The organism is Stenotrophomonas sp. GD03794, from assembly GCF_029842145.1.
In the GTDB taxonomy this organism is placed as follows: Bacteria; Pseudomonadota; Gammaproteobacteria; order Xanthomonadales; family Xanthomonadaceae; genus Stenotrophomonas; species Stenotrophomonas riyadhensis.
In genome coordinates, this window is record NZ_JAOCFV010000045.1 from 1 (window position 1) to 25,148 (window position 25,148).

Here is a 25,148-nt window from a genome sequence, read left to right on the forward strand (position 1 = left end):
CCGCAGCGTAGCCATCACGCCCAGGCGCAGGCCGGGCAGGTCGCCATCGGCCGGCAGCAGGATCGGCTGCTGGCGGATGCCGCCGAAGTGCTTGACCTGGAACAGCACGTCCAGCCCATGGCCACTCGCACCCCCGCCGCTGGCCGCAGGCGGGTCTGCACGGCCACCGGGATTGCGCCGGGCCGGCTGGAAACCCGGCGTGCTGCGCACCAGTTCCACCGTGTTGGCCGAGAAATCGCCGGCGATCAGGCTCGGCATGCCCTCGGAGGTGGCGCCGATCCAGGTCATCAGATCGCTGGTCTGGTGCTGGCGGGCGGTGGCCTCGTCCGGGTCCGGGCGCAGCCGCGCGACATAGATGTTGACCAGCGCCTCGCCCAGCTTCAGGCGCATCATTCCGGCCGCACTGAAGGTGCCGGGAGGATGCAGCAGGGTCACCCCGTCTTCGCTGACCGGCAGCCGGGTCAGCATGGCGTTGCCATGCCGCAGTGGCTGGCTGGGAGGGTCAGCGGTGACGAAGTCGCAGCTGTAGCGCAGCCGGCTGGCCAGCCAGCAGGCTGGATTGCGGCCCTGCTGCTGCAGCACCTGCTGCACCGAGATCACGTCCGGCTGCAGCTCGGTCAGCAGTTGCGCGACCTGCTCGCGGCGCTGCTTCCAATGCGCATCATCACGGCTGGGCAGTTCCAGCGCGGCCACGGTCAGTTGCCGGGGCTTGTTGTCACTGGCAGTGGCGGCCGGCGCCTGCGGCCGCGCCTGGGCCTGCAACGCCAGCAGCAGCACGAGACAGCTGAGCAGGAGGCGGGCGGGGGCGAGGGGGCGCATAACGATAAGTTTACGCTTTTGTCGTGCAGGTGCCGTGACTTCCGGCAGGGCCAGAACGGCCTGCCATGGATTGGCACCGTTGTCATGCAGCCCTGCAGCGTGCTTCGCAAGCCCCGGTTCCGGTAACCTTGCGCCTTTCGCTTTGCAGGAATGCCTTACAGGATGAGCCACGACGCAGTCGCCCCCATCGCCGGCCAAGGAAAGATGCCGCGCCAGATTCCGTACATCATCGGCAATGAGGCCTGCGAACGGTTCAGTTTCTACGGGATGCGCAACATCCTGGTGCAGTTCCTGATCACCTCGCTGCTGCTGCAGGAAATCACGGCGGAAGGCCGTGCCGGTGAAGCCAAGGACATCATGCACAGCTTCATGATCGGCGTGTATTTCTTCCCGCTGCTCGGTGGCTGGCTGGCCGACAGGTTCTTCGGCAAGTACCACACCATTCTCTGGTTCAGCCTGGTCTACTGCGCCGGCCACCTGTGCCTGGCGCTGTTCGAGAACAGCCGCGAAGGCTTCTTCCTTGGCCTGGGCCTGATCGCGCTCGGCGCCGGTGGCATCAAGCCGCTGGTGGCCTCGTTCATGGGTGACCAGTTCGACCAGAGCAACAAGCACCTGGCCAAGGTCGTCTTCGATGCCTTCTACTGGATCATCAATTTCGGCTCGCTGTTCGCCTCGCTGCTGATTCCGCTGGTGCTGAAGAACTGGGGCCCGCAGTGGGCGTTCGGCATCCCGGGCATCCTGATGTTCATCGCCACCTTCGTGTTCTGGCTGGGCCGCAAGCGCTACGTGCTGGTGCCGCTGCCGCCGAAGGATCCGCATTCGTTCGCCAACGTGGTGCGTACCGCACTGACCACGCGCGTGGCCGGCCAGGGCCGTCCGGGCCTGGTGATCGCCGTGCTCGGCCTGGTGCTGGCAGTGGCCTCGTTCGGCCTGGTTGGCTCGTTGGGCATTGTCATCTGCCTGTGCCTGGCGCTGGTATCGATCCTGGCCGGTATCGGCGGTGGCACCTGGCTGCAGCTCGATCGCGCCCGTGGCCAGCATCCGGCCGAAGCCGTCGAAGGCGTGCGCTCGGTGCTGCGGGTGCTGGTGATCTTCGCGCTGACCACGCCGTTCTTCTCGCTGTTCGACCAGAAGGCCTCGACCTGGGTCCTGCAGGGCCAGCAGATGCAGATGCCGAGCTGGTTCACCGCCTCGCAGATGCAGGCACTGAACCCGCTGCTGGTGATGATCCTGATTCCGTTCAACAACCTGGTGCTGTACCCGGCCCTGCGCCGCTTCGGCTTCGAGCCGACCGCGCTGCGCCGCATGACCGCCGGCATCGCCTTCAGCGGTCTGGCCTGGATCGTGGTCGGCGGCATCCAAGTGGTGATGGACGGGGGCAACGCCATGTCGATCTTCTGGCAGATGCTGCCGTATGCGCTGCTGACCTTCGGTGAGGTGCTGGTCTCGGCCACCGGCCTGGAGTTCGCCTACAGCCAGGCGCCGCAGGCGATGAAGGGCGTGGTGATGAGCTTCTGGAACCTGACCACCACCATCGGCAACCTGTGGGTGCTGCTGTCCAACGCGGCGGTGCGCAACGATGCGGTGACCCACAAGATCGCCAGTACGGGCCTGAGCGAGGCGGCGTTCCTGATGTTCTTCTTCGCCGGTTTCGCCTTCGTCGCGGCGTTGGCCTTCGGTTGGTACGCGAAACGCTATCGTATGGTCGACAACTACCGTAGCGCCTGAGCCTGACATGACCCCCGTCAATCTGCTGTTGATCGCCATCACCGCCATCCTGTCGTGGATGGCGTTCAACAACCGCAAGCTGGCCGACCGCCTGATCCTGTGGCCGCCAGCCATCGACCGTCACCGCCAGTACGACCGGCTGGTGACCTATGGCTTCATCCACGCCGACTGGTCGCACCTGATCTTCAACATGATCACCCTGTTCTTCTTCGGGGGATTCATCGAGAGCGTGATGGTGCAGCTGACCGGCAGCTACCTGACCTACCCGGCGTTCTACATCGGTGCGCTGCTGGTCTCGATCCTGCCCAGCTACCTGAAGAACCAGAAGAACCCGAACTACCTCAGTCTGGGTGCGTCCGGTGCGGTGTCGGCGGTGCTGTTCGCCTTCATCCTGATCAAGCCGTGGTCGATCATCCTGGTGTTCTTCATCCCGGCGCCGGCCATCGTCTACGCCGCGTTCTACGTCGGCTACAGCATCTGGATGGACAAGCGCGGCGGTGACCGCATCAACCACAGCGCGCACCTGGCAGGCGCGGCGTTCGGCGTGATCTTCATGCTGGCCATGCAGCCGAGCATCTTCACTCACTTCCTGCGCGAACTCTCCAACCCGACCTTCCGCCTCGGCGGCGGTTGATGACGGGAGCGGGGCGGATCGGCAGCGATCCGCCCCCGCTGTTTCAGAGCGTGGGCTGCTGACCGTAGGTATCCAGCAGGCGGGCGAACACTTCTTCGCCGATGCGCTGGAAATCCTGGTCCTGGGTCTGCCCCTCCACGGCCAGTTGCAGCAGGCCCTCCAGCAGGGCGCGGTCGGTATCTGAATGGGAATCGCTGGGGTGCATCGGAGCCTCCGCGGTGGTGCGCATGATCAACGGTCGCAAGGGCCGTGCCAGCCTGGCCGTACCCCTCCACAGGCGATAGCGGCCGTCAGTGCTCCAGCTTGAGGGTCGCAAACTGACGTGAATGGAACGGACTTGCCCCTGTTCAGGCTTCACGCGATCATGGCGCCCGGCTGCGCACCATCCACGCAGTCGCCGCAGGAGACAGTTCCATGGCTTCGGTCACGCCCCCCGGTCTGGCCTACGAGGTCGAACACGACTTGGCCAACCATCGCTTCACCGCCCGTGTGCGCGGACAGCTGGCGGTGCTGGACTACCAGATCAAACGCAGGCGCATGGTCATCACGCATACCGAGGTGCCCGAGCCGATCGCCGGCCGTGGCATTGCCGGTGAGCTGACCCGTGTGGCACTGCGTTTCGCCCGCGAGCAGAAGTACAAGGTGGTGCCGGCATGTTCCTACGCCGAGGCCTTCCTGCAGCGGCACGAGGAGTACCACGACCTGCTCGTTGGCTGAACGCCAGCGGGTCACGCTTCAGCCATGGCAGGCGATGATGTACAAACATGAACAGGGGATCCCGATGAAGATTGGAAACAACCGGCCATTGCGCGGCAGCGTGCTGGCCGGCGTGGTGGGCGTGCTGTTGCTGGCCGGTTGCCAGCGTGAGAGCGAGCCGGCACCGGCGACCGATGCGGCGCCTGCCGCCGAGGCCACCGCCGCAGGTGAAACGCCGGCCACGGAAGCGCCACTGGACCTGCGCGACGTGATCGAGAACAACGAGCGCGAAGTGGTAGGCATCAGCTATCCGGCCGGCATCGACCGTTACCCGGGCCTGGCGCGCGCGCTGCAGAACTATGCGACGAGTGCGCGCAGTGACCTGCAACAGGCGCTGGACGGACTCGGCAACGACAAGCCGACCATGCCCTACGAGCTGTCGCTGAGCTTCGAGAAGCTGCTGGAAACCCCGCAGCTGGTGGTGGTCAGTGCCGATGGCAGCCGTTACACCGGTGGCGCCCATGGCGAGCCGCTGGTGGCCCGCTTCGTGTGGCTGCCGCAGCATCAGGAGATGCTCAGCGCCGAGAAGCTGGTGGCCGATGCCAAGGGCTGGAAGGCGATCAGCGATTTCGTTGCCGACCAGCTGCGCGAACGCGTGGCCACCCGCCTCAGCGGCGAGGACATGGACCCGGCCCAGCTGCAGGAATCGCTGCGCAACGCATCGCGCATGATCGCCGACGGTACCGGCCCGCAGGCCGACAATTTCAGCCAGTTCCAGCCGCTGACCGACGACAAGGGGCAGATCACCGCGCTGCGCTTTGTGTTCCCGCCGTACCAGGTGGGTCCATACTCGGACGGCACCCAGACCGCCGATGTGCCGGCGGCGGTGCTGTTGCCGCACGTGGCCAAGGACTACGTGGAGCTGTTCGCACGCGGTTGACCGCAGTCGAGGAGGTGGCGTGGATACAGGGTTGCAGGAGCGGGTCGCCGGCCTGCTGCAGGAAGCCGGGGTCCGCATCGGCGGTACCCAGCCACAGGATATCCAGGTGCATGACCCGCGCTTCTTCGCGCGGGTCATGGCGCACGGTTCGCTCGGCCTCGGCGAGAGCTACATGGACGGTTGGTGGGATGCCAACGTCCTGGATGAATTCCTCGTCCACCTGATGCAGGCGCACCTGGACGAACGGGTGCACGGCTGGCGCGAAGTGGCCGATGCGCTGAAGGCGCGGCTGTTCAACCTGCAGGTGGGGCAGGGCAGCTACGAAGTCGGTCGCCGTCATTACGACCTCGGCAATGATCTCTACCAGGCCATGCTCGGCCAGCGCCTGGTGTACAGCTGCGGCTATTGGCGCAATGCCGATGACCTCGACGCCGCACAGGAGGCCAAGCTCGACCTGGTCTGCCGCAAGCTGGGCCTGCGTCCGGGGCAGCGTGTGCTGGACATCGGCTGTGGCTGGGGCGAAGCCCTGAAGTTCGCCGCCGAGCGCTATGGTGTCAGCGGCGTCGGCGTGACCATTTCGCAGGAACAGGCCGAGTTCGCGCGCGAACTGTGCGCCGGCCTGCCCATCGAGATCCGCCTGCAGGACTACCGCGAGCTGGACGAGCCGTTCGATGCGATCTTCTCGATCGGCATGTTCGAGCACGTTGGCGACAAGAACTACGCCAGCTTCTTCGAGGTGGCCAAGCGTTGCCTGTCGCCGCGCGGACTGCTGCTGTTGCACAGCATCGGCACCAACATCTCGCGGCATCGTACCGATCCGTGGATCGCGCGCTACATCTTTCCCAACTCGATGCTGCCATCGGCGGTGCAGATCACCAAGGCGTTCGAGGGCCGCTTCGTGCTGGAGGACTGGCACAACTTCGGTACCGATTACGACCTGACCCTGCAGGCCTGGCGGCGCAACGTGGAAGCGGCGTGGCCCCGGCTGGATGCGCGCTACGACGAGCACTTCCGGCGCATGTGGCGCTTCTACCTGGCTGGATCGATGGCCACTTTCCGTTGCCGGCACGCGCAGCTGTGGCAGCTGGTGCTGTCGCCGGAAGGCGTGCCGGGTGGGTACGTGGCGCCACGATGAAGCCGGAGCGGGGTCGGAGCCCGTTCCGCGGAAAGGGATCCGACCCCGGGGTCAGATCCCTTTTCGCAGAGAAGGGCTCTGACCCCAATCACAACAAAAAACCGCCCGGTCTCCCGGGCGGTTTTCGTTTCAGGCTACCGCGCGGGCGATCAGTTGCCGGCGCCGGTCAGGCCACGCTTTTCCAGCAGCGGTTCGATCTGCGGCTCGTGGCCGGCGAAATCGCGGAACAGCTGCATCGCGTCGACGCTGCCACCCTTCGACAGCAGGGTGGCGCGGAAGTGGTCGCCATTCTTGCGGCTCAGGCCGCCGTTGTCCTTGAACCACTTCTGGGTGTTGGCATCGAGCACTTCCGACCAGATGTAGGCGTAGTAGCCGGCCGAGTAGCCGCCCATGATGTGGCTGAAGTATGGGGTCTTGTAGCGCGGCGGAACCGGCGCGTAGTAGATGCCGTCCTTCTCCAGCGCGGCGCGCTCGAAGGCCATCACGTCCTTGGCGGCCGGCACCTGGTCGGCGCCGATCTGGTGCCAGCGCTGGTCCAGCATCGCTGCACCCAGGTACTCGGTGGTGGCGAAGCCCTGGTTGAACTTGGCCGCAGCCAGCACCTTGTCCAGCAGTGCCTGCGGCATCGCCGAACCATTCTGGTAGTGCTTGGCGTAGTTCTTCAGGATGACCGGGTTGTCCGACCACATCTCGTTGACCTGCGAGGGGAACTCGACGAAGTCACGCGGCACCGACGTGCCCGAGAAGTACGGGTACTTCACGTTGGAGAACATGCCGTGCAGGGCGTGGCCGAACTCGTGGAAGGTGGTGTTCACCTCGTCCCAGGTCAGCAGGGTCGGCTGGCCGGCTGGCGGCTTCGGGATGTTCAGGTGGTTGGCGACCACCGGCTTGAAGCCGGTCAGCTTGGACTGCGAGACGTAGGAGTTCATCCACGCACCACCGCGCTTGGAGGCGCGTGCATATGGGTCGAAGATGAAGATCGCCAGCTGGCTGCCGTCGGCGTCGAACACGTCGTAGACGGTGACGTCATCGTGGTAGACCGGCAGGTCGGTGCGCTGCTTGAAGGTCAGGCCGAATTCCTGGCCGGCGGCGTAGAACACGCCGTTCTCCAGTACGTTCTTCATCTCGAAGTACGGCTTCAGCTGCGACTCGTCGAAGTTGTACTTGGCCTGGCGCACCTTCTCGCTGTAGAAGGCCCAGTCCCACGGTTCCAGCTGGAAGGTCGGCTTGCGCGCGGCCTTCTGTTCCTTGTCGATCATCGCCTGCAGGTCGGCGGCTTCGCGCTTGGCATTGGCCACCGCGGCCGGAGCCAGCTTGCCCAGCATTGCGTTGACCGCTTCCGGGGTCTTGGCGGTCTGGTTGGTCAGGTTGTAGGCGGCGAAGTTCGGGAAGCCCATCAGCTTGGCCTTGTCGGCACGCAGCTGCATGATGCGCGAGACCAGCGCGGTGTTGTCGAACTCACCGCCGCGGCTGCCGCGGGTGGTCGAGGCTTCGTAGATCTTCTGGCGCAGAGCGCGGTTGGCCAGGTTGGTCAGCGGCGGCTGGCCGGTGGTGTTGAGCAGGGTGATCACGTACTTGCCTTCCAGGCCACGAGCCTTGGCGGCTTCGGCGGCGGCGGCGATCTGCTCCTTGGACAGGCCGTCCAGCTCCTTGACGTCGTCAACGGTGATCGCCGAAGCGTTCACTTCCGACTGCACGTTCTGGCTGAACTTGGTGCCCAGGTTGGCCAGCTCGGCGTTCATCTCCTTCAGCGTGGCCTTGTCGGCGTCGGACAGCTTGGCGCCTGCACGCACGTAGTTGTCGTAGTACTTCTCGACCAGACGCACGCCTTCGGCGTCCAGGCCCAGCTGGCTGCGGGTGTCATACAGCGCCTGGATGCGGGCGAACAGCTTGCCGTTCAGCGCGATCGCATCGCTGTGCGCGGCGAACCTGGCCGAGTAGTCGGCCTGCAGCTTCTTGCGGGTGTCGTTGGTATCGGCGCCGACCAGGCTGAAGAACACGGTGGTCGCACGGTCGAGGATGTCACCGCTCTTTTCCAGGGCGATGATGGTGTTGTCGAAGGTCGGCTTGGCCTTGTTGTTGGCGATCGCCTCCACTTCCTTCAGCTGCTGCGCCATGCCGGCGTCGAAGGCCGGGGCGAAGTCGCTGTCCTTGATCTTGTCGAACTGCGGGAAATGCAGCGGCAGCGGGCTTTCGGCGAAGAACGGATTGGCCTGCTGGGCATGGGTGCTGGCAGCCGGGGTGGCGGCGCCGGCCGAGAAGGCGGGCAGGGCAAGGCCGAGGGACATGGCCACGGCAAGGGCAAGGCGAGTGGTCAAGGTAGGAACTCCGGTAAGGCAAACAAGGGCCCGAGGGTAACCCGGCCGGCGGCGCCCGCACTTGTGTCAAAAGGCATGTTGCCGGGGCTGGGCGCGGGTACCATGCATTCACCGCCCACGGCCCGCTGCCATGACCACTGCCTACGATTTCAGCTTCCGCGACCTCGACGGCCAGCCGCAGGCCCTGGCCCGGTACCAGGGTCACCCGTTGCTGCTGGTCAATGTCGCCAGCCGTTGTGGCTTCACCCCGCAGTACACCGGGCTGGAACAGCTGTGGCAGGACTACCGCGAGCGTGGCCTGGTGGTGATCGGGTTCCCATGCAACCAGTTCGGTGCACAGGAGCCCGGCGACGCCGCGCAGATCCGCCAGTTCTGTTCGCTGGACTACCCGGTCAGCTTCCCGCTGTCGGAGAAGATCGAGGTCAACGGCGAGGGGGCTGATCCGTTGTGGGCATGGCTGTCACGCGAGAAGCGCGGCCTGCTGGGTAGCGCCCGCATCAAGTGGAATTTCAGCAAGTTCCTGGTCGACCGCCAGGGGCAGGTGGTGTCGCGGCATGCGCCCACCACCAGGCCGGAGCAGCTGCGCGGCGAGATCGAAGCGCTGCTGTGAGATGAACCCGAAAAGTGGACGGAGGGGATTAAGTCGTTTATGCACAAACGACTTAATCCCCTCCGTCCCCTTTTTGCTTACTTTTCGACGAACGCGCGCTCGAACACGTAATGGCCCGGCTGGCCGATACGCGGTGAGACCTGGAAGCCACGGGCATCGAGTACGCTGCGCAGGTCGGCCAGCATCTGCGGGCTGCCGCAGATCATCGCGCGGTCGTTTTCCGGGCTCAGTTCCGGCAGGCCGAGGGTGCGCTGCATCTCGCCGCTTTCCATCAGCTGGGTCAGGCGGCCCTGGTTGGCGAACGGCTCGCGGGTGACGGCCGGGTAGTACAGCAGCTTGTCGCCGATCATCTCGCCCAGGAATTCGTGCTCACGCAGTTCCTTCTCGAAGTAATCGCGGTAGGCCAGGTCCTTCTCGTAGCGCACGCCGTGGCAGAGGATCACCTTCTCGAAGCGCTCGTAGGTTTCCGGGTCCTTGATGACCGACAGCCATGGAGCCATGCCGGTGCCCGTGCCCAGCAGGTACAGGTTCTTGCCCGGGTGCAGGTCGCTGATCAGCAAAGTGCCGGTGGGCTTCTTGCCGACCAGTACCTTGTCACCCGGCTTGATGTGCTGCAGGCGCGAGGTCAGCGGGCCGTCCTGGACCTTGATGCTGAAGAACTCCAGGTGCTCTTCCCAGTTGGCGCTGGCGATGGAGTACGCACGCAGCAGCGGCCGCGCCTCGGTTTCCAGGCCGATCATCACGAACTGGCCGTTCTCGAAGCGGAAACCGCTGTCGCGGGTGAGGGTGAAGCTGAAGTAGGCATCGGTCCAGTGGCGGACCTCAAGCACCGTTTCGGCGCCAAAAGCGGAGGACATGGGCGTATCTATCGGAAGTCGTCGGGGGTGATTCTATCTCAAATGAGACAAGTTCTCATTAGGCGGAACGAGAGGCGTTCTCAGCGGTAGCCGGCCGCCTGCAGCTCGAACAGCTCGGCGTAGCGGCCGCCCTGTGCCATCAGCTGCTCATGGGTGCCGCTGGCCTCGATCCGGCCATCGGCCAGCACCAGGATGCGATCGGCCATGCGTACCGAGGAGAAACGGTGGGAAATCAGCACTGCGGTGCGATTATCCGCCAGTTCCCTGAACCGCTGGAACACCTCGAACTCGCTGCGCGCATCCAGCGCTGCTGTTGGCTCATCCAGGATCATCACCTGCGCATTGCGCATCCATGCGCGGGCGATGGCGATCTTCTGCCATTGGCCGCCGGACAGGTCCACGCCCTGCTTGAAGCGGCGGCCGATCAGCTGGTCGTAGCCGCCGGGCAGGTCGTCGATCACTTCCTCGGCCATGCCGCGCCGTGCGGCGTCGGCGACGCGCGCCTGGTCGTCCATCGCCTCGACCTGGCCGACGCCGATGTTCTCGCCGGCGCTGAGGTTGTAGCGCACGAAGTCCTGGAAGATCACTCCGAGGTTGGCGCGCAGGTCGTCCAGGTCGTAGTCGCGCAGGTCGCGCCCATCGAGCAGGATGCGGCCCTCGTCCGGTTCGTACAGCCGCGCCAGCAGCTTCACCAGCGTGGTCTTGCCAGCGCCGTTCTCACCGACCAGGGCCAGTACTTCGCCGGCCTGCAGCTGGAAATCAAGGTGGCGCACGGCCCATTGCTCGGCATCCGGGTAGCGGAAGCCGACGTTCTCGAACACGAAGCCCTCGCGGATCGGCTGTGGCACGCGCACCGCACCTTCGCGCGAGTGGATTTCCGGCTGGATCTGGAAGAACGAGAACAGGTCATCCAGGTACAGCGCCTGGCTGGCCACCTGCGAGAACCCGATCAACAGGCCCTCCAGCAGCTGGCGCAGGCGCAGGAAGCTGCCGGCGAGGAAGGTCAGGTCGCCGATCGAAAAATCGCCGCGCACCGTGCGCCACGCGATGTAGGCGTAGGCGGTGTAGTAACCCAGCGTGCCCAGTGCGGCCAGCAGCGTGCCCCAGAACGCACGCCGCCGGGCCAGTGCCCGGTTGGCCTGGAAGAGTGCTACAGACAACCTGCGATAGCGCTCCACCAGGAAGCGGTGCAGGTTGTAGATCTTCACTTCCTTGGCCGTTTCCACGCTGGCACCGAGCTGGCGCAGGTAGTCGAGCTGGCGGCGCTCGGGCGTCCACTGGAAGTTGAGGCTGTAGCCGGCCGCGTTGAAGTGCGATTCGCCGATGAAGGCCGGCACCAGTGCCAGCGCCAGCAGCAGGATCAGCCACGGCGCGTAGACCAGCAGGCCGACGGCGAGGCTGGCCACGGTGATCGCGTCCTGCACCTGGCCGAACAACTGGCTCATCAGGTTCATCCGGCCCATGGTCTGGCGTCGCGCACGGTCCAGCTTGTCCTGCAGGTCCGGGTCCTCGAAGTCCTCCAGATCCAGCGTTGCCGCGTGTTCCATCAACCGGATGCTGGTGACGTTGGCGAACAGTTCCGAGAGCAGGGCATCGGCGTAGCTGACCAGCCGGCCGAGAAGATCCGAGGCGATGGCCAGGCCGAATTCCAGCGCCAGCAGGCCCAGCAGCGGATTCAGTATGCCGCTGGACAGTGCTTCGCCCAGCGGCGGGAAGCCAGCGTCGTGCTGGCTCAGGTGCAGGGCGCTGTCGATGATCAGCTTGCCGACGTAGAGCATCGCCACCGGCAGCAGCGCACGGATCAGGCGCAGGCCAAGGCTGGCCAGGGTGAGCGCGGGGCTGGTCTTCCAGACCATGCGCAGGAACGGTGGCAGATTGCGCATCGCCCGGAAGCGCTGGCGCAGGCTGGGTTTCTTCGCGGCGGCAGCGCCAGCGGTGGGGGTAGCAGGCATGCGCGTATTGTGCGCGCCCTGCGCGTGGCGGAGGCATGAACGGGGCGCATGCCTGCCATGCGCCGGCAGGGCAGCGCGTCGGCGCCGCCTGCGCGCTCAGTCCAGCGCAGCCAGCAGCGCAGGATGGTGAGCGAACCAGAAGCGCAGGGCCCCGCTGTCGATGCCGTAGGCGCCTTTCCAGAAATCGACGGGATAGCTCCAGTCCGAAGAGCGCGACGTGCGCGGTGCCAGACCGACCCGGGTGAAGCGTTGCGCCAGGCCGGGATGCTCGGGGGTCTGCAGCAGCCCGGCATGGCCCAGGGCATCCAGCAGGTGACGCGCCTGCTCGACGGACAGTTTCAGGCCCGGCAGCGCGCGCACGCGTTTGACGATGGTCGACGGTGTGTCCTTGGCGTCGCTCTCGTGGTGCAGCAGCCGCAGCAGTGCCACCAGTGTGCTCATGTCGCCGGGCGCCCGTCTGGGCGTCAGATTGTGTTGTTCCAACAGGAAGGTGATGGCGTTTACGCTTCCGCCGAGCACGACCCCGATGTTGTGGCGGACGCGCGCCCAGGTGGTCGGGTCGAATCTGCCTTCGCGGACCTTGCCGCAGACCGCACAGGCGAGGCTGGGGTGTGGCTGCTCCTGATGCCTGGGGAAGTGCACCATGAACGCATACGCCGACAGCCCGGCGCGCAGGTCGCTGCGGTTCTCCTGCACGCCGAGGATGAAGTTGTCTGCCACATGCTGGCGGTCGGCGCGGGCATAGGCGGCGAACATCCGCACCTGGAGGGCCTCATGGCCCGGATGTTCGACGGGCCACAACAGTCCATGCCGTTCAAGCGTCGACAGGAGTTCGGGCGGCGCGGTGTCCCGCTCCCGGTACTGGGTCAGCGCCTTCAGCGCCTCCTTGCTGGGCGTGTCGGGGGCTTCGTCGGCCATGACGTTCGGATGCTTCCTGCGGGGCAGGTACAGTGCCCGGCGGTCCAGGCACTGTCAACGAAGCGCTCAGGGCAGCGGCGGCAGCAGCCCGGCGCCCAGCCGGTTCCAGGCATTGATCACCGCGATGCCCATGCTCAGGTCGCTGATGCCCTTCTCATCGAAGTGCGGTGCCAGTGCGTCGAACGCCGCCTGTGACGGCGCGCCGTCGGTCAGCCGGGTCAGTGCCTCGGCCCAGCCCAGCGCCGCACGCTCGCGTGCATCGAAGAAGCGGCTTTCGTGCCAGGCCGGCAGGGTATCGAGCTTGCGCGGCTCGATGCCGCCCTTGCGCAGCGCCGTGCCGTGCATGTCCATGCAGTAGCCGCAGCCGTTGAGCTGCGACACGCGCAGGAACACCAGTTCCATCAGGGTCGGATCAATCGAGCTGTCATGCACGGCCTGGCTGGTGGCCAGCAGGCCCTTGAAGGCTTCGGCGGCCAGGCGGGTGTAAGGGACGCGGGGAGAGGCGTGGTCGGACATTTTCGGCTCCACGGCGGCCACGATGGCCGCCTTTCATTACAAGGACGCCGCACCGTCACCGCGCGTGACAACGTCCGGCAGCTTTTCCGGATTCAGCACGCTGTACACATTGGCGATGCGGCCATCGACCACTTCGATGGTGGTGATCGAGTGCAGGCGATCACCGTCAAAGCGCAGGATCGCCGGCTCGCCGTTGACATAGCCCAGCTGGGCAGGATGCACCGCGCCACGGCGGGCGATGGCCCAGAACAGGCGGCCAATGCGTTCGGCGCCCAGCAGGGGCCGCACCGCCGCGGTAACCACGCCACCGCCGTCGGAAACCAGCAGCGCGTTGGCGTGCAGCAGGGCCTGGATCGCTTCGCTGTCGCCGCGCTGCGAGGCGTCCATGAAGCGCGCCAGCAGGTGCCGATGCTGGCTGGCATCGGCATTGAAGCGCGGCCGTCCGGCCTGCAGGCGCTGCCGGGCACGGTGCACCAGCTGGCGGCAGTTGGCCTCGCTGTGGCCGATCAGGTCGGCGATCTCGCGGTAATCGTGGTCGAAGGCTTCCTTCAGCAGGAAGGCGGCGCGTTCCTCGGGGCCGAGCTGTTCGAGCAGGGTCAGGAAGGCGACCGAGACGTCGTCGGCCAGCGCATGCAGCTGGGCCGGGCCGGGCGCCGGGTCGGGCTCCAGGGTGACCGCCAGCGGCTCGGCCAGCCACGGGCCGACGTAGTGCACGCGCTCGCGCTTGGCCGCGCGCAGCCGGTCCAGGCCAAGCCGGGTGGTGGTGGTGATCAGCCAGGCCTCGGCATCGCGGACGCTGGCCGGATCGGCGCCGGACCAGCGCAGCCAGGCGTCCTGGACCACGTCTTCGGCGTCGGTGCGGCTGCCGAGCAGGCGGTAGGCCAGGGCCATCAGGCGCGGGCGGTGGGTCTGGAATGCGGTTTCAGGGTTCATGTCGACCAGGACGCCGGGAAGGGAGCACGCGTGACAGGGAGTGTGGGGTCAGAGCCCCTTGCAGGGGATCCGACCCCGAGATTGTGATCCTGCGGCCGGGGGAGGGGGTAAAATGGGCGGATTACCCCCGCCAGCCTCCAGCAAGCGAGCAAGTCGTGACATCGATCAAGCAGGAAGACCTCATCCAGTCCATCGCCGACGCGCTGCAGTACATCTCGTACTACCACCCGGTCGACTACATCAAGAACCTTGCCGCCGCCTACGAGCGCGAGGAGTCGCCGGCCGCGAAGGAAGCGATGGCGCAGATCCTGATCAATTCGCGCATGTGCGCCGAAGGCCACCGTCCGATCTGCCAGGACACCGGCATCGTCACCGTGTTCCTGGAAATCGGCATGGACGTGCGTTGGGACGACGCCACCATGGGCGTGGAAGACATGGCCAATGAAGGCGTGCGCCGCGCCTACATGCACCCGGACAACAAGCTGCGCGCTTCGGTGCTGGCTGATCCGGCCGGCAAGCGCATCAACACCAAGGACAACACCCCGGGCGTGGTCAACGTCAAGGTGGTGCCGGGCAACACCGTCGACGTCATCGTCGCCGCCAAGGGTGGTGGTTCGGAAGCCAAGACCAAGTTCGCCATGCTCAACCCGTCCGATTCCATCGTCGACTGGGTGCTGAAGACCGTGCCGACCATGGGCGCCGGCTGGTGCCCGCCGGGCATGCTCGGCATCGGCATCGGCGGCACCGCCGAGAAGGCGATGCTGCTGGCCAAGGAAGCGCTGATGGAGCCGATCGACATCACCGAGCTGCAGGCCCGTGGTGCGTCCAACCGCATTGAAGAGCTGCGCCTGGAGCTGTACGAGAAGGTCAACGCGCTGGGCATCGGTGCGCAGGGCCTGGGTGGCCTGACCACCGTGCTCGACATCAAGATCAACGATTACCCGACCCATGCGGCCAACCTGCCGGTGGCGATGATCCCGAACTGCGCGGCCACCCGCCATGCGCACTTCACCCTGGATGGCAGCGGCCCGGTGATGCTGGACCCGCCGTCGCTGGAGGACTGGCCGAAGCTGACCTACGATTCGTCCAAGGGCACCCGCGTGGACCTGGACACGATCACCCCGGAGGACGTGGCCAGCTGGAAACCGGGCCAGACCCTGCTGCTCAACGGCAAGCTGCTGACCGGCCGCGACGCCGCGCACAAGCGCATGGTCGACATGCTCAACAAGGGCGAGGAACTGCCGGTCGATCTGAAGGGCCGCTTCATCTACTACGTCGGCCCGGTCGATCCGGTGCGCGACGAAGTGGTGGGCCCGGCCGGTCCGACCACTGCGACCCGCATGGACAAGTTCACCCGCCAGGTGCTGGAGCAGACCGGCCTGCTGGGCATGGTCGGCAAGGCCGAGCGCGGCCCGGCGGCGATTGAAGCGATCCGTGACAACAAGTCGGCCTACCTGATGGCGGTCGGCGGTTCGGCCTACCTGGTGTCCAAGGCGATCAAGGCGGCCAAGGTCGTCGGCTTCGCTGACCTGGGCATGGAAGCGATCTACGAGTTCACCGTGCAGGACATGCCGGTGACCGTGGCAGTGGATTCCACCGGTGAATCGGTGCACAAGACCGGCCCGCGTGAGTGGCAGGCCCGCATCGGCAAGATTCCGGTGGTGGTGGAGTAATCCTGCCGCGCATCCGGTTCAAGCAACGGCGCCCATATGGCGCCGTTGTTGTGTGGTGAGGGTTAACGAACCTGCAGCATCTGCTCTGCTAGGCTCGGCGCGACCTCACACAGGACGTGTTCATGGGCCTGCATCGATTCATCGCCGTTGCGATCCTGCTGGCCCTGGCCGGCTGCAGTACAACCTCATCCTATGAAGGTGCGGACTTCTCCGCCTCCTCGCAGTGCCGCATGCAGTGCCAGGCCGACTATCGCAGCTGCATGGCGCGGGGCAGTGTCGGCAGCAACGACTTCAGCTGCGAACAACAGATGGTGCCGGCGCCAGACAAGCGCTGCAAGGACGTTGCCAACCCCGAGTTGCGCCGTTCCTGTGAACTGAAGACGCACGACTGCGCGATACGCACGCCGATCATGTCCTGTAGCGAAGGCCGCGATACCTGCATGAGCCGCTGCGGCTGAGCAGTGACCGCCCGTGTGGGCGCATAATCGGCCGATCCACCTGCACGGGATCTTCCGCATGAGCACCACGCTGTATGGTTCAACCAGTACCGCCGCGCTGGTAGTGCACTGGCTGCTGATCGAGCTGGGTATCGAGCACGAACTGGTGCTGCTGGATTTCGACGCGCGCGAGCACAAGTCGGCGGAGTACCTGGCGCTGAATCCGGCCGGCGTTGTGCCGACGCTGCTGATCGATGGCTTGGTACTGACCGAAGCGGCGGCGATCGCACTGTATCTGGCTGACCGCCATCCGGAAGCCAACCTGCTGCCGGCACTGGGTACGCCGCAGCGCGCCGATGCCTACCGCTGGATGTTCTGGTGTGCCAATACGCTGCAGCCGGCCTATCGTGCCTGGTTCTATCCGTATGAGATGGCGGGCGAGGCAAACGTGGAGGCCACTCGCGAGATGGCCCGTCAGCGCCTGGAAGCGGCCTGGCAGCATGTGGCCACGCAGCTGCAGGCACACGGACCGTACCTGCTGGGTGCCACGCCCTGCGTGGTCGACTACATGCTGGTGATGCTGATGCGCTGGTCGCGCAACATGCCGAAGCCCAGCGACACCTGGCCGGTGCTGAAGGCACATGCCACGTCGATGAAGGCGCGCCCGGCGTTCGCCGAGGTGTACCGCCGCGAAGGCATCACCGACTGGCGGTAACCCGTTCTGTAGAGCCGAGCCATGCTCGGCTGCATTCATGGGTAGCACGCGAACCGCAGCCGAGCATGGCTCGGCTCTACCAAAAGTAGGGCGGGCTTAGAGGATCTCCAGCACCGTTTCCGGTGGACGGCACAGCCGGGTGCCCTTGGGCGTGCGCACCACGGGGCGGTTGATCAGCCGCGGGTGTTCGGCCATCGCGGCCAGCAGCGTGGCATCGTCGGCCTCTTCCAGTCCCAGTTCGGCGAACTGCACTTCCTTGCTGCGCACCAGATCGCGTGCGCTCAATCCGGATTCGGCCAGCACCTGGCGCAGCGTGGCCACGTCCGGTGGAGTGCCCAGGTACTCGATCACCATAGGATCGAAGCCTGCATCGCGGATCAGCTTCAATGCGCCGCGCGAATTGCTGCAGGCCGGGTTGTGCCAGATCGTCACGTCCATCAGAACCACTCCAGCAGGGACACGCCCACGCCCACGTAGGTGGCCTTGTGGTTGTAGTCGATCAGGCTCTCGCCGTAGCCGTCGAAGATCTGCACGTGGCCGCGCAGCAGGTTGCTGATCGGGAAGCCGTAATCCAGCTGCAGGGCACCGTGTGAGCGGCTGCCGGTGCGCAGCGAATGGCGTGCCATCAACGAGACTTCGTGGCCGTTGCGGTTCCAGGTCAGGGTCGCGTCACCGCGGCCCATGTAGTCCTCGATATCCGGATTGTTGTCGTCGCTGCGGGTTTCCGGGATGCGGTACCACGGGCGCAGTACCAGCGCCCAGTTCTCGCGGTCCAGGCCGATGTTGAGCATCACCCGGTTCCAGCTGCGCGACAGCGGATCGGCGCGGCCATTGGACTGATGGTTCAGCGCGATGCCGGTCATGCGGCCGCGCCAGCCACCGATCGAGTAGCCGTTGCGGAACACCATCATCACTTCCGGCTCGTAATTGGTTTCGCGGAACGGGCGCGAATCCTCGCCGTTGTAGGCCTGCCAGCGCGAGCTCTGGGTGTAGCCGGCCCAGATGTCGCCGTTGTCGCCGAACAGGTTCTCGGCGATCTTGGTCTTGAAGCTGATCTGGAACTTCAGTTCGGCGCTGTCCAGCACCTGCGGCGTGGTGACCGTGTTGGCCGGATTCGGCGAATGCGGTGTGGTGTTGCGGTCGCTGGTCCAGAACGCAGGCAGCAGGTACACCGGCTTGTACGCACGCAGCTGGAACGGGCCCAGCTTGGAGTCTTCGGCCAGCTCCCAGCGGCTGTCCAACAGCGAACCGCGGCCGGCATTGGCCAGCGCGCTGTCCGGCGCAGCGGGGCGGAACAGGTCGCTGACCCGCTCGCGCAGTTTCTCTTCGCCCTGGCTTACGCGTGCGGTCTGGCGTTCTTCGCGACGGGCCTGCGCGGCCGCCTCGGCAGCCGCATCGGCGGCGGCCGTGGCCTGCGGCGTATGCGCGAACAGGCGGTCATAGCAGGCCAGGCGCGCCGCGTCAGTGGTGATGGCCGCGCAAGCGGCCGGCGAGGTATCGGTGCTGGGCACGAATTCCTGCGCGGCCAGCGGGGCACTGGCCAGGGCCAGCGCCAGCGGCGCAAGGCGGGGAAGCAGCGGGGGGAGGGTCATTCCAGCAGGCCCTTCGGTGAATACGGGGATCGCACAGTGTGGCGGCTGTACCGGATCGCGGCCAGCCCCCACGGTTTATGCACGGCCACCGCGTGCGCGTGGCGTGAAGGGTGCGCCAGTCACAGGAACCAGGCGAAGGCGAACAGGCCCAGCATCGCGATCACCACCGCCAGCTTCAACGCCAGACCGAGCAGGATGCCGAGCCAGGTGGCCAGGCCGACCTTGGTCGAGCGGCCCAGTTCGCGGGTGTGCCAGTACTCGCCGAGCAGGGCACCGACCAGCGGTCCCGCAAACAGGCCGATCGGCATGAAGAACAGGCCGACGATGCTGCCGACGAAGGTGCCCCAGAGTGCCTTGCGGCTGGCGCCGACCCGCTGCGCACCCACCACCGTGGCCAGCACGTCCACCAGCAGCGAGAGCAGGGTCAGCACACCCAACGCGACCAGGGTTGGCCAGCCGACATGGGCGAAGCCGTCGGCCCAGGCCGCCAGCAGCAGCCCGATGAACACCAGCGGGATGCCGGGCAGGGCCGGGAGGATGATTCCGGCGATGCCGACGAGGACAAAAATGACCGCTAGCAGATATAAGATGAATGAGAGTCCCATGCTGTCCCGTATGGTGGCCGTTTTGGGGTTGACAGTGAAAGATTTTGCCAGTTGATTTTTCGTTTTGGGCGGGTTAAGTTGCAGTCGCTGAGCTTGGCAAGGTCACCGTGGATCGTGGCCTGATGAAGCAAGATCTTCCCGATCCGCTGCATCGATGCACCTCGCTTCCCCCTTGCTTGTCAGCCGCCCACCAGGCGTTTCCAACAACAAGAGAGAGTCAAAGGGAGTTAGTGAGATGGCTGATCGCGAGACCGGTACCGTAAAGTGGTTCAATGATGCGAAGGGCTTCGGCTTCATCAGCCGGCAGAATGGCGAGGACGTGTTCGTGCACTTCCGTGCCATCGAGACCCAGGGCTTCAAGAGCCTCAAGGAAGGCCAGACTGTGAGCTTTGAAGTCGTGCAGGGCCAGAAGGGCCTGCAGGCTGACAAGGTGCAGCCGGTGTAATACCCGCCGCCCGTCGGCATGAAAAAGGCCCGCGCAAGCGGGCCTTTTTCTTTGCGCATGGCCCGGTGCGGATCAGCGCAGGATGACCTTGCCGTTGACCACGCGGACATAGGTGTTTTCGCGGATGCCGCCGAGGTCACGCTGGTTGACCACGATGGTGCGGCCATCGTCCATACGCACGCTGATGTCGTAGGTATCGCTGGTCACGTTCTTCTGGATCTGGTTGCCGGCCAGGGCGCCACCAACTGCGCCTGCGGCGGCGGCGATGTTCTTGTTGCCACGGCTGCCACCGGTGTGATCGGAGATTTCATGACCGGCCACGGCGCCGACGATGCCGCCGAGGATCGCGCCGGTCGCGCTGGGCGCGGTGCGGCCCGAGGGCACGGTGTTGATGCGGGTGACGATGCCGCAGTCGGCGCAGCGGCCCTGGTTGTAGCCGCCGTTGTTGCCGTAGCCACCATTGTTGTAGCCGTTGTTGTAACCGCCGCCACCGTAGCCGCCGGGGGTGGCACAGCCAGCCAGAGCAAGGGTAGCGATGGCAGTGGCGGCGATGAGCTGGATCTTCATGGGGCATCTCCTGGCCGTGAAGGCGGGTGTCTGGGGTGGTACTGCGTCATGCAGCAGGGTGGACGAATCCTCTCCTTTCGAACGTGAACGACGCGCCAACCGTGCATGGCTTGCCCGGCTGCAGGATGAATGCGGCTCAGCGGAAGTCCTGGTGGCAGGCGCGGCAGTCGGCCTGCAGGGTTTCCACCACCTGGGCCAGTGCCTTGCAGTCGCTGGGCGGAGCTGCCAGTGCGGCGTTGAGGTTGCCGCGCAGCTGGCTGGCGTGCTGCTGGAACTGCGTGCTGTCCTTCAGCCCGGGAAAGGCCAGGTCCAGGTCATTGGACAGCAGGCGTATGGCCTGCAGCCGCGGCACACTGTCAGCCAGGCTGCAGCGGTTCTGCTGCTGGGCCTGCAGCAGCAGTTGCGACTGCCGCTGCATTACCTGCATCAGGCTGTCCGGGAACGGGTCGCGACGCGCCTGCAGGGCGCGGCTGACCATCACGGTGGCGATCAGGCCGATCAGCAGGCCCAGGCACAGCACGAACAGGTAGCGATGGGCAGTGGACAGGCGGCGGGGCGGGCTGGCGTTCATGGCGGGCTCTCCGGGCGTGCAACGGTGGGTTCGATGCCGACGTACTGCGGGTGTCGGCGCCTGCACGTTAAAATAGCGGGATGAACGAACAGGTCAAACAACGCTTCGCCGGCATCGAACGGCTGTATGGCGTGGGCGCACTCGAGCGCCTGCAGGGCAGCCGCGTGGCGGTGGTCGGCATGGGCGGCGTCGGCTCGTGGGTGGTGGAAGCGTTGGCGCGTTCAGCGGTCGGCCACCTGACCCTGATCGATGCCGATGACATCTGCGTGTCCAACACCAACCGGCAGCTGCCGGCGATGGAGGGCAACTACGGCCGCAACAAGGCCGAGGCGATGGCCGAGCGTTGCCGTGCGATCAATCCGGATATCGAGGTCGATGCCGTGCAGGCGTTCCTGACCGTGTCCAACATGGCCGAACTGCTGGACCGTGGCTTCGACCTGGTGATCGATGCCTGCGACAGCTTCCGGGTCAAGGTCGAGACGATCGCCTGGTGCCGTCGCCGCAAGCTGCCGTTGCTGACCGTGGGCGCTGCCGGTGGCCGTACCGATCCCACCCTGGTGCGTATCCGCGATGTCTCGCGCACCGAGCATGACGCCATGCTGGCGCTGATCCGCAAGAAGCTGCGCAGCGAGTTCAACTTCCCGAAGAATGCCAAGCGCTATTTCGGCGTGCCGGCGGTGTACTCGCTGGAGAACGTGAAGTACCCGCAGGCCGATGGCAGTGTCTGCGGCATCCGCCCGAACCTGGGCGCCGATGCGGCGCTGAAGCTGGACTGCGGCGCCGGCCTGGGCGCAGCGACCCACATCACCGGCGCGTTCGCCTTCGCAGCGGTCGGCAAGGCGTTGGAGATGCTGCTGGAGCCGAAGAAGGTGAAGGCTGAAGTGGTCGAGGATCAGGCCGACGCGTGACGGTAGTGCTGGCCGCTGGCCGGCAACTCCGGAATGATTGAATCAGCGCAGATGCCGGCCAGCGGCCGGCACTACCCTCAGTTCACGGGCAGCGCGAACAGCCGCCGCGCATTCTCCGTCGTGGCCTGGGCCACGGCATCCAGCTCCATCCCGCGCAGCGCGGCCACATGGCGGGCAATGGTCGCCAGCCGCGCCGGTTCGTTGCGCTGGCCGCGGATGCCGGCGTCGGGCTGGTCCGGTGCGTCGGTTTCCAGCAGCAGCTGTTCCAGCGGCATTTCGCGTACCAGCCGCTGCAGTCGTTGCGCGCGATCGTAGGTCAGCGGGCCACCGAGCCCGAGCAGGAAGCCCTGCCGGTGCAGCTGCGCGGCCTGTTCCGGGCTGCCGGAAAAGCTGTGCACCACGCCGCGCAGGCCGCCGATGCGGCGGATGGCGGCGATCACCGCATCCACCGCGCGTCGCGCGTGCACGATCACCGGCAGGTCGAATTCACGGGCCAGTTCCAGCTGGCCGATGAAATACGCCTGCTGCGCCTCGGCATCCAGTCCTTCGACGAAGAAGTCCAGGCCGCATTCGCCGATCGCGCAGGGGCGTTCGCGTTCGATCCACTCGCGCAGCAGCGGCAGGTGCCCAGGCTGGTGCTCGGCCAGGAACATCGGATGCAGGCCGTAGGCCGGGTACAGCCCCGGCGCCTGCCGGCAGACCTCGCGCAGCTTCGGCCAGCTGGCTGCGGTCACCGCCGGTACCACCTGCAGGCGCACCCCAGCCGCCTGCGCACGCTCGACCACGGCGGCGCGGTCATGGTCGAACTCGCTGGCGTCCAGATGGCAGTGGCTGTCGACCAGCACGCTCAACGCTGTTCCAGCGGCGGAGGTGTTGCGGCGTTGCGGCTCTTCCAGTTGGCCAGCAGCAGGGTGCCGAAGCCCAGCACCAGCTCATCGACGAACGGAATCGGGTCCGGGATGAACAGGGTCAGCGCGAACAGGCCCGCGGTGAGCTTGAACAGGGTGGGGTAGCGCAGCCGGCGCGCCCATTGCAGTACCGGCAGCAGCATCGGGTTGGCCATGGCGGGAATCCTCGTGGGGAATATGCAAACGCTACCACGGGCCCAGCATTTCCCGATGCTGAATGGGTTACAGCAATGAGCAGGAAATGTGGAGATTCCGTTCAGGCAGCGCATGTTGCAATCTGGCCCGAGAACGTTGCGGATGGTCCGCAAGGAGCAGGTCATGAAAAGCACAACTACAACTGTCCTGGTCGCAGCGGGCGCGCTGCTGGTCGGTGGCATCGCCACTGCCGCCTTCATGAAGAGTGGCGACAAATCGCCCGATTCCATCAGCGCCGGAACCCCCAATGGTGAATCGCGCCTGGTCGATGGCAACGCCGCCGACGATGGCGCACGTGGTGACAAGCTGGATCCGTCCGCGCCGCGCGGCCTGGAATACGCCGACGTGCTGAAGGTCGACCCGATCACCGAGAAGCAGAAGGCGTATGCCACCGTGATCGGCACCGATGCGGTGCGTGAGACCTCCACCACCCAGACCCCGCATGAGGTCTGCCAGGACGTGACGGTGCAGGAACGCCTGCCGGAGCGTGATGGCAATGTGGGCGGCACCGTGGTTGGCGCTGTGGTCGGTGGCCTGCTCGGCAACCAGGTCGGCGGCGGCAATGGCAAGAAGGCGGCCACTGCGGCCGGCGCGGTGGCCGGTGGCTTCATCGGCAACCAGATCGACAAGCGCCATGTGGGTGGCCGCGTGGTCAACCGCACCGAGCGCCAGTGCCACACCGAGACCGCGACCTCCGAGTCGAGCCGCGTCACCGGCTACAACGTGACCTACCGCAACGAGGACGGCACCACCGGCACCATGCGCATGGCCAGCAAGCCGGGTAACCGCATCGCCATGGGCAATACCGATGTGGTCAAGGGTTACAACGTGACCTACCGCTACGATGGCGCCGAGAAGACCGTGCGCATGGACAACAAGCCGGCCAGCGATCGCCTGCCGGTGGTCGACGGCCAGCTGGTCACGCAGACCGCTGCTGCCGGTGCCACTGCCGCCGCTACGCGTCAGTAATCCAGGCGCAGCATGCAGTACCTGACGGGCCGGCTCATGCTGGCCCGTTTCGTTGCAGCCGGCGAAATTCATCCGCGCGGGGCGTGAATCCACCATCATGGACGCTTCCTTCGACATGGAGCCGGCATGAGCATCTTCGACCTGCGCATCGAAACCGAGCGCCTGATCCTGCGCCCGCTGCTGCGCGAGGACTACGAACCGTATCTGGCGTTCTGCGCTGATGAGGAAACGATGCGCACCCTCGGTGGCGTGCAGCCGCCGTCGGTGGCCTGGCGCGGTTTCTGCAGCCTGGCCGGTGCCTGGCAGCTGTTCGGCTTCTCGATGTTCAGCGTGATCGAGAAGTCCAGTGGTGACTGGATCGGGCGGATGGGTCCGTGGCAACCGCAGGACTGGCCCGGTACCGAGGTCGGCTGGGGCATCCGCCATGCCAGCTGGGGCCGGGGCTATGCGCCGGAAGCCGCAGTCGCCGCGATCGACTGGGCATTCGACACGCTCGGATGGGACGAGGTGATCCATACCATCGCCGAGAACAACGACAACTCGCGGGCGGTCGCGCGCAAGCTCGGCAGCACGCTGCTGCGGATGGGGGAACTGCCGCCGCCGTACAACGACAAGCCGATGCAGATCTGGGGCCAGTCGCGCGAGCAGTGGCGGCAGCGCGCGCGCTGAGCCTTGCCCGGTAGTGCCGGCCGCTGGCCGGCAACCGCGTTGCGGCAGATTCGTGCGATTGCCGGCCAGCGGCCGGCACGACCGTGTTGCCATGCTGCACCCGCGCTTGGCATTCACCGGCGCGCTTGCCAGACTGCACGCAGCCGGCCGCCGGCCGGATCCGATGGAGCAGGCGATGGTGGAAGAGCGCGTCCCGTTGACGGTGCATGGCATGTCGGTCTCGGGCAATTGCCACAAGGTCCGCCTGCTGCTGGAGCAGCTCGGCAGCCGCTACCGCTGGATGGAAGTGGACAGTGCCCACGGCCAGACCCACACCCCCGAATTCCTGGCGCTCAACCCGAATGCCAAGGTGCCGCTGATCGTCCGCGACGATGGCCGCGTGTTGACCGAATCCAACGCGATCCTGTTCTGGCTGGCCGAGGGCACGCCGTACCTGCCCAGCGACGGCTGGGAGCGCGCGCAGGCGTTGAGCTGGATGTTCTTCGAGCAGTACACGCACGAGCCCTGCGTGGCAGTGGCGCGCTTCATCCGTGGCTGGACCCCCGCTGATTCACCGCGCCGCGCCGAACTGCCGCGCCTGCACGAGCGCGCCGCCACCGCGCTGGCAGTAATGGAGCAACATCTGCGCGAAGCGCAGTGGTTCACTGGCAGCGGATATGGCATCGCCGATATCGCGCTGTTCGCCTACACCGACGTCGCAGGCGAGGGTGGTATCAGCCTGCAGCCATTCCCGGAAGTGCGTGGCTGGCTGCAGCGCGTGCGTGAACAACCGCGCTTCCTGCCGATGCCGGCGGTGACTGCCGAAGTGCGCTCGCGATTCGAGGCTGCGTGACTCTCA

The 25,148-nt window shown here is 66.0% G+C and carries 29 protein-coding genes; 14 read left to right on the forward strand and 15 right to left on the reverse strand.

From position 1 onward, the window contains the following. The coding region (locus tag N5D91_RS18860) for an endonuclease/exonuclease/phosphatase family protein (protein ID WP_279922724.1) at nt 1-819 on the reverse strand (819 nt) is incomplete at its 3' end. Nucleotides 820-981: 162 nt separating this feature from the next. Between N5D91_RS18860 and N5D91_RS18865 the strand changes: the two genes are divergently transcribed. Beyond that, complete coding sequence (locus tag N5D91_RS18865; protein ID WP_110712870.1) at nt 982-2,547, forward strand: oligopeptide:H+ symporter; 1,566 nt, start codon at nt 982-984, stop codon at nt 2,545-2,547. A 7-nt stretch (nt 2,548-2,554) separates the two neighbouring features. After that, nucleotides 2,555-3,181: a rhomboid family intramembrane serine protease gene (locus tag N5D91_RS18870; RefSeq protein ID WP_010486760.1), complete on the forward strand. Its 627-nt coding sequence runs from the start codon at nt 2,555-2,557 to the stop codon at nt 3,179-3,181. A 43-nt stretch (nt 3,182-3,224) separates the two neighbouring features. On the opposite strand, the gene N5D91_RS18875 is transcribed toward N5D91_RS18870, so the two are convergent. Continuing rightward, nucleotides 3,225-3,386, reverse strand: coding sequence for a hypothetical protein (locus N5D91_RS18875; protein WP_165929939.1), 162 nt, complete (start codon nt 3,384-3,386; stop codon nt 3,225-3,227). 209 nt (nt 3,387-3,595) lie between these two features. Between N5D91_RS18875 and N5D91_RS18880 the strand changes: the two genes are divergently transcribed. The 3 genes from N5D91_RS18880 to cfa are packed head-to-tail and all read left to right on the forward strand — an operon-like array spanning nt 3,596 to nt 5,952. Beyond that, nucleotides 3,596-3,898, forward strand: coding sequence for a GNAT family N-acetyltransferase (locus N5D91_RS18880; RefSeq protein WP_006455911.1), 303 nt, complete (start codon nt 3,596-3,598; stop codon nt 3,896-3,898). A 37-nt stretch (nt 3,899-3,935) separates the two neighbouring features. Continuing rightward, entirely contained in the window at nt 3,936-4,817 is an 882-nt protein-coding gene (locus N5D91_RS18885; RefSeq protein ID WP_180855038.1) for a DUF3298 and DUF4163 domain-containing protein, read from the forward strand. A gap of 19 nt (nt 4,818-4,836) precedes the next feature. Beyond that, nucleotides 4,837-5,952 (forward strand): cyclopropane fatty acyl phospholipid synthase, encoded by a 1,116-nt coding sequence (gene cfa / locus N5D91_RS18890; RefSeq protein WP_110712866.1) that lies wholly within the window; start codon nt 4,837-4,839, stop codon nt 5,950-5,952. Between the two features lie 149 nt (nt 5,953-6,101). Here the strand turns inward: cfa and N5D91_RS18895 are convergent, their stop codons facing one another. Then, nucleotides 6,102-8,270 carry a M3 family metallopeptidase gene (locus tag N5D91_RS18895; RefSeq protein WP_180855039.1) on the reverse strand — a complete coding sequence of 723 codons (2,169 nt, stop codon included), beginning with the start codon at nt 8,268-8,270 and terminating at the stop codon, nt 6,102-6,104. A gap of 130 nt (nt 8,271-8,400) precedes the next feature. Between N5D91_RS18895 and N5D91_RS18900 the strand changes: the two genes are divergently transcribed. Next, nucleotides 8,401-8,880, forward strand: coding sequence for a glutathione peroxidase (locus N5D91_RS18900; protein WP_110712864.1), 480 nt, complete (start codon nt 8,401-8,403; stop codon nt 8,878-8,880). 77 nt (nt 8,881-8,957) lie between these two features. Here N5D91_RS18900 and N5D91_RS18905 read toward each other — a convergent pair whose 3' ends face one another. The 5 genes from N5D91_RS18905 to N5D91_RS18925 form a co-directional block, all read right to left on the reverse strand. Then, nucleotides 8,958-9,737 carry a ferredoxin--NADP reductase gene (locus tag N5D91_RS18905; protein ID WP_046984352.1) on the reverse strand — a complete coding sequence of 260 codons (780 nt, stop codon included), beginning with the start codon at nt 9,735-9,737 and terminating at the stop codon, nt 8,958-8,960. 80 nt (nt 9,738-9,817) lie between these two features. Then, complete coding sequence (locus tag N5D91_RS18910; protein ID WP_180855040.1) at nt 9,818-11,689, reverse strand: ABC transporter ATP-binding protein; 1,872 nt, start codon at nt 11,687-11,689, stop codon at nt 9,818-9,820. Between the two features lie 96 nt (nt 11,690-11,785). Further along, nucleotides 11,786-12,607, reverse strand: coding sequence for a hypothetical protein (locus N5D91_RS18915; protein ID WP_180855041.1), 822 nt, complete (start codon nt 12,605-12,607; stop codon nt 11,786-11,788). A gap of 66 nt (nt 12,608-12,673) precedes the next feature. Then, the gene (locus N5D91_RS18920) at nt 12,674-13,123 is read right to left on the reverse strand and encodes a carboxymuconolactone decarboxylase family protein (protein ID WP_049398766.1); all 450 of its coding nucleotides are present in this window, start codon (nt 13,121-13,123) and stop codon (nt 12,674-12,676) included. 36 nt (nt 13,124-13,159) lie between these two features. Further along, a complete protein-coding gene (locus N5D91_RS18925) occupies nt 13,160-14,056 on the reverse strand; it encodes an RNA polymerase sigma-70 factor (protein WP_180855042.1) in 897 nt (298 codons plus the stop codon). Between the two features lie 155 nt (nt 14,057-14,211). Here N5D91_RS18925 and N5D91_RS18930 point away from each other — a divergent pair, with 155 nt between their 5' ends. From N5D91_RS18930 to N5D91_RS18940, 3 genes are all read left to right on the forward strand, one after another. Next, nucleotides 14,212-15,729 (forward strand): fumarate hydratase, encoded by a 1,518-nt coding sequence (locus tag N5D91_RS18930; protein ID WP_006377486.1) that lies wholly within the window; start codon nt 14,212-14,214, stop codon nt 15,727-15,729. A gap of 122 nt (nt 15,730-15,851) precedes the next feature. Further along, nucleotides 15,852-16,187, forward strand: coding sequence for a hypothetical protein (locus tag N5D91_RS18935; RefSeq protein ID WP_110712858.1), 336 nt, complete (start codon nt 15,852-15,854; stop codon nt 16,185-16,187). Nucleotides 16,188-16,245: 58 nt separating this feature from the next. Continuing rightward, nucleotides 16,246-16,881, forward strand: a complete 636-nt coding sequence (locus N5D91_RS18940; protein WP_180855043.1) for a glutathione S-transferase family protein — start codon at nt 16,246-16,248, stop codon at nt 16,879-16,881. A gap of 96 nt (nt 16,882-16,977) precedes the next feature. Here N5D91_RS18940 and arsC read toward each other — a convergent pair whose 3' ends face one another. From arsC to N5D91_RS18955, 3 genes are all read right to left on the reverse strand, one after another. Beyond that, the gene (gene arsC, locus N5D91_RS18945) at nt 16,978-17,319 is read right to left on the reverse strand and encodes an arsenate reductase (glutaredoxin) (RefSeq protein ID WP_164161913.1); all 342 of its coding nucleotides are present in this window, start codon (nt 17,317-17,319) and stop codon (nt 16,978-16,980) included. After that, entirely contained in the window at nt 17,319-18,473 is a 1,155-nt protein-coding gene (locus N5D91_RS18950; RefSeq protein ID WP_019337376.1) for a phospholipase A, read from the reverse strand. The genes arsC and N5D91_RS18950 overlap by 1 nt, the downstream gene beginning before the upstream one ends. A gap of 119 nt (nt 18,474-18,592) precedes the next feature. Continuing rightward, the gene (locus tag N5D91_RS18955; protein ID WP_153855967.1) at nt 18,593-19,078 is read right to left on the reverse strand and encodes a DUF456 domain-containing protein; all 486 of its coding nucleotides are present in this window, start codon (nt 19,076-19,078) and stop codon (nt 18,593-18,595) included. A 235-nt stretch (nt 19,079-19,313) separates the two neighbouring features. On the opposite strand from N5D91_RS18955, the gene N5D91_RS18960 reads away from it, so the two are divergent. After that, the gene (locus N5D91_RS18960) at nt 19,314-19,523 is read left to right on the forward strand and encodes a cold-shock protein (RefSeq protein WP_010486802.1); all 210 of its coding nucleotides are present in this window, start codon (nt 19,314-19,316) and stop codon (nt 19,521-19,523) included. A gap of 72 nt (nt 19,524-19,595) precedes the next feature. Here the strand turns inward: N5D91_RS18960 and N5D91_RS18965 are convergent, their stop codons facing one another. After that, the gene (locus N5D91_RS18965) at nt 19,596-20,090 is read right to left on the reverse strand and encodes a glycine zipper 2TM domain-containing protein (protein WP_110712854.1); all 495 of its coding nucleotides are present in this window, start codon (nt 20,088-20,090) and stop codon (nt 19,596-19,598) included. Nucleotides 20,091-20,226: 136 nt separating this feature from the next. Continuing rightward, on the reverse strand, nt 20,227-20,661 hold the full coding sequence (locus N5D91_RS18970; protein ID WP_180855044.1) for a cytochrome c: 435 nt from the start codon (nt 20,659-20,661) through the stop codon (nt 20,227-20,229). 80 nt (nt 20,662-20,741) lie between these two features. Between N5D91_RS18970 and N5D91_RS18975 the strand changes: the two genes are divergently transcribed. After that, a complete protein-coding gene (locus N5D91_RS18975; RefSeq protein WP_164161912.1) occupies nt 20,742-21,569 on the forward strand; it encodes a tRNA threonylcarbamoyladenosine dehydratase in 828 nt (275 codons plus the stop codon). Between the two features lie 77 nt (nt 21,570-21,646). Here N5D91_RS18975 and N5D91_RS18980 read toward each other — a convergent pair whose 3' ends face one another. Together N5D91_RS18980 and N5D91_RS18985 are read right to left on the reverse strand one after the other, a co-directional pair. Beyond that, nucleotides 21,647-22,420, reverse strand: coding sequence for a TatD family hydrolase (locus N5D91_RS18980; protein WP_180855045.1), 774 nt, complete (start codon nt 22,418-22,420; stop codon nt 21,647-21,649). Next, a complete protein-coding gene (locus tag N5D91_RS18985; RefSeq protein ID WP_110712850.1) occupies nt 22,417-22,632 on the reverse strand; it encodes a DUF6116 family protein in 216 nt (71 codons plus the stop codon). Before N5D91_RS18985 ends, N5D91_RS18980 begins: the two co-directional genes overlap by 4 nt. 163 nt (nt 22,633-22,795) lie before the next feature. Between N5D91_RS18985 and N5D91_RS18990 the strand changes: the two genes are divergently transcribed. The 3 genes from N5D91_RS18990 (at nt 22,796) to N5D91_RS19000 (ending at nt 25,142) form a co-directional block, all read left to right on the forward strand. Continuing rightward, entirely contained in the window at nt 22,796-23,641 is an 846-nt protein-coding gene (locus N5D91_RS18990; RefSeq protein WP_110714348.1) for a glycine zipper 2TM domain-containing protein, read from the forward strand. A gap of 126 nt (nt 23,642-23,767) precedes the next feature. Continuing rightward, complete coding sequence (locus N5D91_RS18995) at nt 23,768-24,310, forward strand: GNAT family N-acetyltransferase (protein ID WP_032129637.1); 543 nt, start codon at nt 23,768-23,770, stop codon at nt 24,308-24,310. A gap of 175 nt (nt 24,311-24,485) precedes the next feature. After that, on the forward strand, nt 24,486-25,142 hold the full coding sequence (locus N5D91_RS19000; RefSeq protein ID WP_110714347.1) for a glutathione S-transferase family protein: 657 nt from the start codon (nt 24,486-24,488) through the stop codon (nt 25,140-25,142). The last annotated feature ends 6 nt before the right edge of the window (nt 25,143-25,148 follow it).